This window comes from Corynebacterium sp. KPL2830, from assembly GCF_040225635.1.
In the GTDB taxonomy this organism is placed as follows: Bacteria; Actinomycetota; Actinomycetes; order Mycobacteriales; family Mycobacteriaceae; genus Corynebacterium.
Genome location: NZ_JBEHFR010000018.1, coordinates 42,631 through 52,877, shown reverse-complemented (window position 1 = coordinate 52,877; position 10,247 = coordinate 42,631). Strand labels below are relative to the sequence as shown.

Here is a 10,247-nt window from a genome sequence, read left to right as displayed (position 1 = left end):
TGAAATAATCCTAATACCAGCACGCCAGACCGGCTAAACATATAACTTCACCAACACATCCTGTCGTTTAGGCCGCGGTTAGTGCGATGGAGTGGCCTCAGCCTAGGCTTAAACGACGGGTTAAACGACAAAATGTGTGTTTAGGCCGCGGTTTAAGCCATCCGGGGCAGGTGCACATAAAAAGAGGCGCTCAACCCATAAGAAGGGGAGCGCCTCTGAAGCTAGAATGGGAGTACAGGCAAAAGAATGTCAATGTACAAAGGTAATGACATATCTTTTACGTGATTCCCATTTGCAACTTTTAGGTTAGCACACCGATGATCATCATCAAACCAGAAAAGCTAGAAGGCATAGTGCCTCGTATGCTTGAATTGACCTCCCGCACCACCCCTTGGCACCGGAGGGATTGGCGCGCTGGCACTCTCGAGTTGGTCGATGAGGCCTTAAACGAATCGAGGATCCCTGGGACCAGCTCAGCAGCATTAAAGGAGCTGCGTGGGCATATGCGTAAGGCTCTTGGAAATGATTTGGGAGTATCCTCTATCCAAAAGAACCTTAATAGCATTGTGGATAATATCGGTTCCGCTAGCAATGCGAATAGTCACGATGTCCAGCTAGCTGAGAAGCACGCACAAGATTTGAAGCAGACCTATCTACAAAATTGGGCAGATGTATTCGAGTCTCCAAGTAAAGCTGGAAATCTAGATGTAGAGGGAACTGCGAAGCGTATCGTGTCGCACTTGCTTTACTGTGGCGTGCCTGCACCAAGCATCTATAGCGTTATACATGACTACAAAACTTCGGATGACCACTGTGAATTCTCCACCCTCCTGCGTGAATTAGACAAGAGGATAAAATATAAGGCTAAGAACTTTAGCTTTGCAGTTCCTGTCGACCGCGCTCCTGACTTTCTTCATTCATCTACGCCACCCTCTGAGTGGCTTAGTGCAAAACAACTGAAGCAGTGGAAACACAAGCACGCTCCTCAGGCAAAGACCGAGCGTCATCATGGCGGTTTCATACTTAATGTGCAAGCACGTGACGTAAACGAAGCTGCCAGTCAGGCACAACAATTACTGTCGCAGCTATCTTTTAAGTTTGAATCTGGATCCGAAAACCGGTTCTCCATTCTTCCTGTCATGTGGTCTAAAGAAAAGGGGAACTCCTTTCCCACTCGGCGGGGAATCCAACCTTTGAAACTCCGTGCATTCCAGAGGGCGGACACTCTCCACCATTTGGAAATCGGAAATAAACCCAGAAATATTCTGGCTATTATAGAACCTCTTCAGACGAACAATCCCCACGTGGCTCTTGTCAATGGATGGGTTGCCATCGAATCCCTTTTAGTGGATTCGGGCGAGGATGATCGAATTGGTGCCGAAAGAATGGCGCGCGTAGTCGCGGCGAGTTATTTTCGTACCGAAATGACGTGGTTAGCTAAGAATTATGCAGATCGTTACAAAGGCGAGTGCTCGGTAGCAGCGCAGATCAAAAATGCGGAAGCTAGCATAGAGAGAGCAAAGCTAATGGAGAGTGTAATCCTAGAGCGGAATGATTTTTATCTTCTCGATCCCGTCGATCAACTAGCTATCGGCAAGATGCAAGAAGCTTTTAATAATCCAAGCGAAATCTTCGAACGCACTTCCGGTATTCTGCAAAGGGAATTTCAGCGTCTATACCGGAAGCGAAATTTGATCGTCCACAGCGGACGGGTTGTAGGTAACGGGATTGAATCCGTCGCGGATAAAGTTATCCCACTTTAGTAAATGGGATCGATCAATTGCTTATCGCGAGCATCCAACATGACCTGGATCCCAAGAATTTAGCAGCGTCAGTTGCCTTTAAATCTCTTCATCTTGGCCAGGCTGGGAACTCGAGAAACTATTCCATACTGGATTTGTTGGAGGTTGACGAGACCATAGGGCCCAACCTGCATAAGCCAGTGCAGCTGCAATGAAAGTCTGCTTTACAGGCCCGCTGCTGTCCAAGTAGTGGAAACAGCGGGCCTCAATAGGTGCACAGGGCATAACCCGGCTTTGAGGGCTTAGAGCCCGAAGTAATCGCGCAGATCGGCCGCGATGGCATCGAGGCGACCGGCGTCGGGGGACTCCAGGTAGCACTTGAGCTTGGGCTCGGTGCCGGAGGGGCGAACGATAACGCGGTCATCGTTATCGGTGAAGAACTTCGAGCCTTGGGCAAACTTTTCCACCTTGGACACCGGGGAGCCGGCGAGCTCGGTCGGTGGGGTGGTAGAAACTTTTTCCATTGCTTGGGTAATCAGGCTCAGGTCCTCGACGCGGAAGGTCAGCGGCTGCGTGTGCAGGGCGCCGACCGTGGCGTAGATGTCGTCCAAGCGGCCTAGGAGGCTGCTTCCGGCTGCCTTGCATTCGGCGGCGAGGCTGGCGAGCACCACGGAGGTGGAGATGCCGTCCTTGTCGCGCACTGCGTTGGGATCGGGGCAGAAACCAATGGCTTCTTCGTAGCCGAAGGCGAGCTCCGGAGTGCGGGCGATCCACTTGAAACCGGTCAGGGTTTCCTCGTGGCCGAGGCCGTAGTGCGCGGCGATGCGCCCGAGTAGGCGGGACGATACGAGGGAGTTGGCGAAGTTGCCGGTAGCGCCGCGGCGGGCGAGATAATCGCCAAGCAAGGCGCCGGTCTCATCGCCACTGAGCTGGCGCCAGGTGCCATCGGTGGGCACGGCGGCGGCGCAGCGATCGGCGTCAGGGTCATAAGCAATAAGGATATCGGCGCCGATTTTCTCGGCATGCTGAATGCCAAGATCCAGCGCGCCGGGCTCCTCCGGGTTGGGGAAGGAGACCGTAGGGAAATCTGGGTCAGGAGCGGCCTGCTCTGGCACCAGCGAGACGTTAAAGCCGCAGCGAGACAGCAGTTCCTTGCCCAGTTCGGCACCTACGCCGTGCATGGCGGTCAGCGCGATGGTGATATCGGTATTTTCACCGACCAACGCGGCGGCGCGCTCGAGGTACTCCGCACGGGTATCGACGTCCTCGATGTGATCGGAGGTGAGCGGGACCTCGTCGGCGTAGGGGGCCTTAGCAATGGCGGCGGCGATCTCCTTATCGGCTGGGGAGATAAGCTGCACGCCCTCGCCCGGGCCGGTGGCAACGCGGCCGCCCAGGTAGACCTTGTAGCCATTATCGGCAGGCGGGTTGTGGGAGGCGGTAACCATAATGCCGGCATCCGCGCCCAGGGAACGGACCGTGAAGGCTGTCAGTGGGGTAGGGTTCTGCGCGGGCAGGACCAGGGCGTTACCACCGGCGGCGGAGATGACCTGCGCGGCATCACGCTGGAACTGCGCAGAGCCGTGGCGGGCATCGCAGCCGATGACCACGACTGGGGTATCCACCTGCTGCTTGAGCCAGGTGATAAGCCCGTAGGTGGTGCGAATAACCACCGCGCGGTTCATGCGGGATTCGCCCGCGCCCACGGCAGCGCGCAGGCCTGCGGTACCAAAGTTCAGGGGGCCAGCGAAGGCGGCGGCGAGTTCTTCGGAATTATCTTCCTCGATCCATGTCAGCACCTGGCGGGCGGTGTCCGCATCCGGATCGTGTTCGGCCCAGGTGCGGGCGTAGTCGAAATCGAAGCTCGTATCCACAGACATGGCTTAAAGCTCCTCGAGGATCTTGGCGGAGGAGGACAGCCCCAGGCGGCTGGCGCCGGCCTCGATCATGGCGAGGGCATCCTTGGCGGTGCGGATGCCGCCGGAGGCCTTCACACCCAGCTTGTCGCCTACGGTCTCGCGCATGAGCTTTACCGCGTGGGTGGAGGCGCCGCCGGCGGGGTGGAAGCCGGTGGAGGTCTTGACAAAGTCCGCCTGGGCGGCAGCGGAGGCCTGGCAGGCGAGGACGATGGCGGCATCGGAAAGCGCGGCAGACTCGATGATGACCTTGAGCACCTTGCCTGGGATGGCATCGCGCACGGCCTGGATTTCTGCCTGCAGCTCCTCGGCGCGGCCTTCGATGGCCAGCGGGATGTTGATGACCATGTCTACTTCCTCGGCGCCATCGGCAACCGCGCGGGCGGCCTCAGCGGCCTTGATTTCCGGCTTGACGGCGCCGGAGGGAAAGCCCACGACCGTGGCGACATGGAGGGACTCCGGGGTCTCGAGCGGCAGGGCGGAAGGGGAGACGCACACGGCGTAGGTACCAAGCTTGGTGGCCTCTTCTACCAGGGCGCGGAATTGCTCCGGGGTGGCCTCCGGCTTGAGCAGGGTGTGGTCGATATAGGAAGCAACGTCTGAGCGGGTGAGATTCTGGGAAGTCATGATTTTCTCCTTTAGGAAACTGCGGCGGGTTCGTTTTTAGCCATCTTCAGATCCGAAATGATGTACAGCGCGGAACCGAAGAGGGCGATGACGGTGAGAATGAACAGGGTGGTGGTGTAGCTGGTGGACTCCATCAGCTTGGCGGTGTACGCAATGCCCAGCGGGATGGCGATATTGATGGTGAGGTTATAAAAGCCGATGGCGATACCGGACTTGGCTGCGGTGATATTGCGCAGCGCGGTATTGACCAGTGGTGCGTACATCAGGGAAAAGCCGCTGGCAAAGGCAATGATGGTGATAACAAGCACGGCTACGTGAACCTGTGCAAAGAGCGCGGCAATGAATAAGGAACCTGCAACCAAAGCAAAAGCAGTATAGATGGTGGATCGAGACGAGAGCACCGTGCCGATCTTGCCGGATAAAACACCGACGAGCACGGCGCAGGCATACCCAGGAATGAGCAACAACGAAGCGCGGTCAAGGCTCATCCCGTGCATGTCCTGGGCTGCATAGGGAAGCAGGAAGATAAAGCCCAGCTGGGTGGAATAGACAAAGAGCACCATGACGATGGTCCACACGTAGCGTCCATTGGTAAAGAAATCCGGGGTGACCACTGGGTTCTTCGCGTTCTTGATGTGCACGATGAACAGGACTAAGCCAATGGCCGCCACGACGAGCCAGTACCAGAGGTAATCCTGCATAAACAAGATGAGGGCGCTGGCGAAGAGGGCGACAAAGAACAGGCCAAGTGCGTCCAGGTGACCCTCCACGGCCTCATCTTCTGGCACATTCTTAATGATGGGCGGAATGGTGAGCAGGAGGATAAGTGGGATGAGGAACATCGCCGTCCAGGACACATAGGTGGAGATGAACCCGGAGGTCAGCGCGCCAATGAGCAGGCCGGCCTGGAAGGCAGCGGTGGAAAAGCCGAGGTAGGTCTTTTGGTCATCCTCGCTCAAATGTTTGGTCACGTAGATAACGTAGAGCGTCTCAGCGGCGGCCAAACCAGTGGTTTGAATCAGGCGGCCGGTCAGCACCATGGCCCATGAACCAGAGAAGATGAAGGCCAAGATGGAGCCTACGGCCACAAAAACTATGCCGGTAAGCATGAGCTTCCGAATAGAGATGGAGTCTGCCAAGGCGGCGTAGACGACGGCGCCGATACCAATGATGACGCCAGCAAGGGAGGCCTGCAGCGAAGCGGTCTTATCGGAGATCTCCAGCGCTTCCGCGATCGGCATGGTCATCGTCTTGAACCCATTGTCAATGATGAGGGAGAAGACGAAGACGAAAAGGAGGATAGGGACGGCCGCCTTGGGGTTGACCTGGGTGCGATCCCCGGCATGGCCTTAACTTTTTTCAGCATGGAAGTAGTAGTCCTTTGTAGAAGGAGGAGCTTAGTCGACTGCGTTAAGCGGCAAAGCGAGTTTCATCATGGTGTGGAATGCGCTCTGGCGGTCCTCGGCAGAAAGCTGGGTGCCGTTGACCACATTGTCTGAGACGGTAAATAGGCCCAATGCATCCACGCCAGCCTCGGCGGCGGTGGCATAGAGCGCGGCGGATTCCATCTCCACGCCAAGCACGCCCATGTGTGCCCAGCGGCCGTTGACGGTCTGGTCCATGTGGTAGAACGTGTCGGTGCTTAGGATATTGCCCACGTGAATCGGGGTCTCCTGGCGCTCGGCCTCATCTACCAGCGCCTTGAGCAGCTTCCAGGATGCGGTGGGGGCGTAGGTACCAGGCAGGTCATACTGTGACAGGAAGTTGGAATCGGTAGAAGCAGAAGCTGCCACGATGACGTCGTGCAATTCGATGTCTTCCTGCATAGCACCGATGGAGCCGACGCGGATGAGCTTCTTCGCACCGAACTTATGGATCAATTCCCAGGAGTAGATACCGATAGAGGGAATTCCCATACCCGTGCCCATAACGGAGATGGGCTTGCCGTTGTAGGTGCCGGTAAAGCCCAGCATGTTGCGGATTTCATTGAATTGGACGACATCTTCCAGGAAGGTATCCGCGATGAATTTGGCGCGGAGGGGATCGCCGGGCAGCAAAACGGTCTCTGCGATGGGGGCGCCATGCGGATTGATGTGCGGGGTGGAAATCTCGGTCTGAGACATGGAGTACTCCTCAACGTTGACTGGTGGACTGTGTCACCAGTCAGTTTAGCCCCCGTGGCACCAATGTCAATGAAATAATTAACAAATGTGCATTAATGGTGAGGAAGGCGCCTCTCTGTAGAGTTCACCAGTTTGTGTGCCGTAGTTCGATCCGTGACTAGGTGGGTGGCAAGGCCCATATCCAAAGCGACCTGTAGTGCCTCGGCCTTATGGGCACCGCCGGCTACTAAGACGCGGGTGGGGCGTGTTGTTAAATCGCTCAGGCTAATGCCAACGGTGCGCTCATCCACCGCCTGACTGGCAACATCGCCTTGGGCGGTGAAAAAGCGCGAGCATACATCTCCCACCGCATTGGTGAGCAATTCTTCCTCTTCGCTTTCGGTGAGATATCCCAAGTTAAGCGCGAGCGATTCTTTTTCCATGGCGCCGACGGTAAATACTGCCACGCTTACTGATGCCCCCATCTGCAAAATCTTGGCAATATGCCTATCGCGGGAGACCCATTCCTTGGCTTCAACGGAATCGAAGATGACTGGAAGGGGAAGCAGGTGCGCCTCGGCATTAAAGGCCTGGGTAAACGCCTGCATCGTCTGCAGATCCTTGGTGGAGCGATCCGAGTGGGAATGCCCGCCCTTGAGCTGGATGATGTCCACGCCATCCAGTGGCCGCTTGCGCAAATGGGAGGCCACCGCGGACATGGTTTCGCCCCAGGACAAGCCTACCGAAGTGTGATCGGTAATGAGCTCTTCCAATAGGGCGGCGCCAGCGCTGCCCAAATCCGCGAGCAGAGATCCGCCGGGAGGGGTGGCGGTGACGCGGGCATCGGCAAGCGAAAAGCGCTCGCAGAGTGCAGAAACCAGCTCATCGGACTGCTCGCGGGGATCGGTAATACTCACGGTGACAAAGCCGCGCTCGGCGGCATGGGTGAGCAATTTGGAGACCGTCGGCCGGGAAATCCCCAGGTGTGCCGCCACCTCCGCCTGCGAAAACCCGGAGTTGTAGTAGAGCTTCGCGGCGTCGATAGAAAGACAGTCTTTATGATCCAGCATGCCTTTCATTCAAGCACACCGGGCGGGGAGGGCCAGCATCGAATAAGCCCCAGAAATTTCCTCGCTTATGGGGCGCTGACGTGGCGATTTGTGCAAAGTGGAGGTGTCAGGTTACATTATTGAAGTCCGCAACGGAGAGCACAACGAAATATTGACGTGCTTGATGCTGGGATATGCCCCCTTAGCTCAGTCGGCAGAGCGTTTCCATGGTAAGGAAAAGGTCGACAGTTCGATTCTGTCAGGGGGCTCCATTCATGTCTGGAGGAAATATTTTCTTGCAGGATGAAGGTGTTCACCATGGCGGTGTAGCTCAGTGGTAGAGCAAGCGACTCATAATCGCTGTGTCGCGAGTTCAATTCTCGCCATCGCTACCGGGAAAGAAAAGCGCCACTACGGCGCTTTTTTACTACCGTGCCTATGGCCTTAGCGGCGTACTGGTTTCCGTGCGGAATTAGGGATCTGGTAAGGTCATCGGCGCGTGGCGCTCAAGCGTCACGGATAACAAAATAGGGGCGTGGCGCAATTGGTAGCGCAACGGTCTCCAAAACCGTAGGTTGCAGGTTCGAGTCCTGTCGCCCCTGCAAGGATCCCCGTCATCTGCTTTCCAGATGGCGGGGATATTTTTGTCACAGCGGCGCGCATCCGCCCCGGCGTGCTTTCCTGCCCGTGCACCTTTTGCTAGGGTTGACAAAGTTATGTCTGGGCGGAATATCGCGCTCGGAAAAAGAATTCATTTCCCAAGGAGGGTTAGCTGTGAGCGATGAGCAGCAGCCGAAGGGCTCGGCGGCCCCGCGTCCCACCGGTAAGCGCCAGCTTTCTGGTGCGGCTTCCACGACCTCCACGGACTCGGCGAACAAGAACGTCGTCCGCGTTGAGGATAAAAACCGCACCGACAGCCCGGGTGGCGGCGTCGCCGCATTCCCTGGCGAGGTTGTTTCTGAAATGAAGAAGGTGGTGTGGCCCACCCGTGGAGAGATGCTGCAGTACACCCTCATCACGTTCGCCTTCTTGATCGTCATCACCGCCTTGGTCTGGGGCGTTGACACCCTGGCTGGCCTCGGAGTTGAGAAGATTCTGACCAATTAGTTAGAATAACTCCATAAACTTTTATCCCGCTGTTTCCGCACTCCGGAACGGCGGGATACTTTTTGCCCACGCGCGCCGCGGGTAGGCTGGTTCTACAACACGCGCCGATGACATTTTGGAGTACCACTCATGAGCGACGAGAATAACGTCGAAAACCCAGGAACCTCCCTAGAGGAGGCCATGCAGTCCAACGTGCAAGAGCAGGCGGCAGAGCACGCCAGCGCAGTCGAGGACGCCCAAGAGGAGGCCGCAGCGCCTGCTGAGGCTGGCGCAGGTGACGCAGAAGACGCTGCGCTTGCCGATGCCCCCGCAGCAGAGTCCGAGCCCTCGGCAGAGGCCGAGCCCGCCGCAGAAGAGGACGCTGCAGGGGCTTCCGCCGAAACCGAGGAAGAGGCCGAGGACGCCGCTTACCGCAAGCGCTTGCGTGAATTCACCCGCGAGCTGAAGAAGCAGCCAGGCCAGTGGTACATCATCCAGTGCTACTCCGGTTACGAGAACAAGGTGCGCACCAACCTCGACATGCGTGCGCAGACCCTTGAGGTGGAAGATTCCATCTTCGAGGTCGTCGTCCCCATCGAGCAGATCATGGAAAACAAGGACGGCAAGAAAAAGATTGTCAAGCGCAAGCTGCTGCCGGGCTACGTCCTAGTGCGCGCTGAGCTTAACGATGCCGCCTGGTCGGTCATCCGCGAAACCCCAGGCGTTACCTCCTTCGTGGGCAATGAGGGCAACGCGACGCCGGTTAAGACCCGCGACGTGGCCAAGTTCCTCATGCCGAATGAAGCGCCCGCCACCAAGGGCGAGGCCGCTCCAAACGAGCAAGAGGGCGAGCAGGTTGTTGACTTGCCGGAGAAGGAGGTGGCCAAGAAGTACGCCCACGACTTCGAGGTGGGCGAGGCCGTCACTATCCTGTCCGGCCCGTTGGCTGCCGTGTCCGCCACCATTTCTGAAATCGACCCGGAGACAGGCAAGATGCAGGGCTTGGTCTCCATCTTTGGCCGCGAAACCCCAGTGGAATTGTCGCCGACAGAAATCGAGCGCATTTCTTAAAAATGATTTTGTGCAGGGCGCACGGTGTTCTAGACTGGAACGCCGTGCGCCTTTTCTGTGCGCACGCGTAAATCGTTTCATCCTCCGGTGGCCCACTGAGGTGAGCATCCGGACGGGCCGCGTTATTCATCGTGACGCAGGTCCCGGTACCACAGGAAAGAGGTAATTCGATGGCTCCAAAGAAGAAGGTTTCCGGCTTCATCAAGCTGCAGATCGAGGCTGGCGCCGCTAACCCGGCACCGCCAGTTGGCCCGGCACTGGGTGCCCACGGCGTCAACATCATGGAATTCTGCAAGGCTTATAACGCCGCTACCGAAAACCAGCGTGGCAACGTGGTCCCTGTTGAGATCACCGTCTACGAAGACCGCTCCTTCGACTTCAAGCTGAAGACCCCGCCGGCAGCCAAGCTGCTGCTGAAGGCCGCAGGCGTCCAGAAGGGCTCCGGTGTCCCGCACACCGATAAGGTCGGCACTGTCACCTGGGATCAGTGCAAAGAAATTGCACAGACCAAGTTCGAGGACCTCAACGCCCGCGACATCGAGGCCGGCGCACACATCATCGCTGGTACCGCCCGCTCCATGGGCCTTAACATTGATGGCGCACCGGAGAAGTAAAAACTTTATGTGGTAGGGCCAGCTTCGGCCCGCCAAATAC

9 protein-coding genes and 3 tRNA genes are annotated in these 10,247 nt (G+C 57.2%); 7 read left to right on the top strand and 5 right to left on the bottom strand.

Translation table 11 applies throughout. The features are described 5' to 3' along the window. The first annotated feature begins 317 nt into the window (after positions 1-317). Positions 318-1,763 carry a hypothetical protein gene (locus ABRP87_RS07700; protein WP_349868248.1) on the top strand — a complete coding sequence of 482 codons (1,446 nt, stop codon included), beginning with the start codon at positions 318-320 and terminating at the stop codon, positions 1,761-1,763. Between the two features lie 281 nt (positions 1,764-2,044). On the opposite strand, the gene ABRP87_RS07695 is transcribed toward ABRP87_RS07700, so the two are convergent. From ABRP87_RS07695 to ABRP87_RS07675, 5 genes are all read right to left on the bottom strand, one after another. Beyond that, positions 2,045-3,622 (bottom strand): phospho-sugar mutase, encoded by a 1,578-nt coding sequence (locus ABRP87_RS07695; protein WP_349868247.1) that lies wholly within the window; start codon positions 3,620-3,622, stop codon positions 2,045-2,047. A 3-nt stretch (positions 3,623-3,625) separates the two neighbouring features. Next, positions 3,626-4,285, bottom strand: a complete 660-nt coding sequence (gene deoC, locus ABRP87_RS07690) for a deoxyribose-phosphate aldolase (protein WP_349853326.1) — start codon at positions 4,283-4,285, stop codon at positions 3,626-3,628. An 11-nt stretch (positions 4,286-4,296) separates the two neighbouring features. Next, positions 4,297-5,526 carry an MFS transporter gene (locus ABRP87_RS07685; protein ID WP_349868246.1) on the bottom strand — a complete coding sequence of 410 codons (1,230 nt, stop codon included), beginning with the start codon at positions 5,524-5,526 and terminating at the stop codon, positions 4,297-4,299. Between the two features lie 156 nt (positions 5,527-5,682). Beyond that, on the bottom strand, positions 5,683-6,408 hold the full coding sequence (gene deoD, locus ABRP87_RS07680) for a purine-nucleoside phosphorylase (protein WP_023025153.1): 726 nt from the start codon (positions 6,406-6,408) through the stop codon (positions 5,683-5,685). Between the two features lie 92 nt (positions 6,409-6,500). Continuing rightward, positions 6,501-7,457: a sugar-binding transcriptional regulator gene (locus ABRP87_RS07675; protein ID WP_349868245.1), complete on the bottom strand. Its 957-nt coding sequence runs from the start codon at positions 7,455-7,457 to the stop codon at positions 6,501-6,503. A 175-nt stretch (positions 7,458-7,632) separates the two neighbouring features. On the opposite strand from ABRP87_RS07675, the gene ABRP87_RS07670 reads away from it, so the two are divergent. The 6 genes from ABRP87_RS07670 (at position 7,633) to rplK (ending at position 10,207) form a co-directional block, all read left to right on the top strand. Then, a tRNA-Thr gene (locus ABRP87_RS07670) sits at positions 7,633-7,708 on the top strand. A gap of 48 nt (positions 7,709-7,756) precedes the next feature. Then, positions 7,757-7,828, top strand: a tRNA-Met gene (locus ABRP87_RS07665). Between the two features lie 137 nt (positions 7,829-7,965). After that, positions 7,966-8,038, top strand: a tRNA-Trp gene (locus tag ABRP87_RS07660). A gap of 172 nt (positions 8,039-8,210) precedes the next feature. Continuing rightward, positions 8,211-8,543 (top strand): preprotein translocase subunit SecE, encoded by a 333-nt coding sequence (gene secE, locus ABRP87_RS07655; RefSeq protein ID WP_349868244.1) that lies wholly within the window; start codon positions 8,211-8,213, stop codon positions 8,541-8,543. 129 nt (positions 8,544-8,672) lie between these two features. After that, positions 8,673-9,593 (top strand): transcription termination/antitermination protein NusG, encoded by a 921-nt coding sequence (gene nusG, locus ABRP87_RS07650; protein WP_023025156.1) that lies wholly within the window; start codon positions 8,673-8,675, stop codon positions 9,591-9,593. A gap of 170 nt (positions 9,594-9,763) precedes the next feature. Continuing rightward, a complete protein-coding gene (gene rplK / locus ABRP87_RS07645; protein WP_023016714.1) occupies positions 9,764-10,207 on the top strand; it encodes a 50S ribosomal protein L11 in 444 nt (147 codons plus the stop codon). The last annotated feature ends 40 nt before the right edge of the window (positions 10,208-10,247 follow it).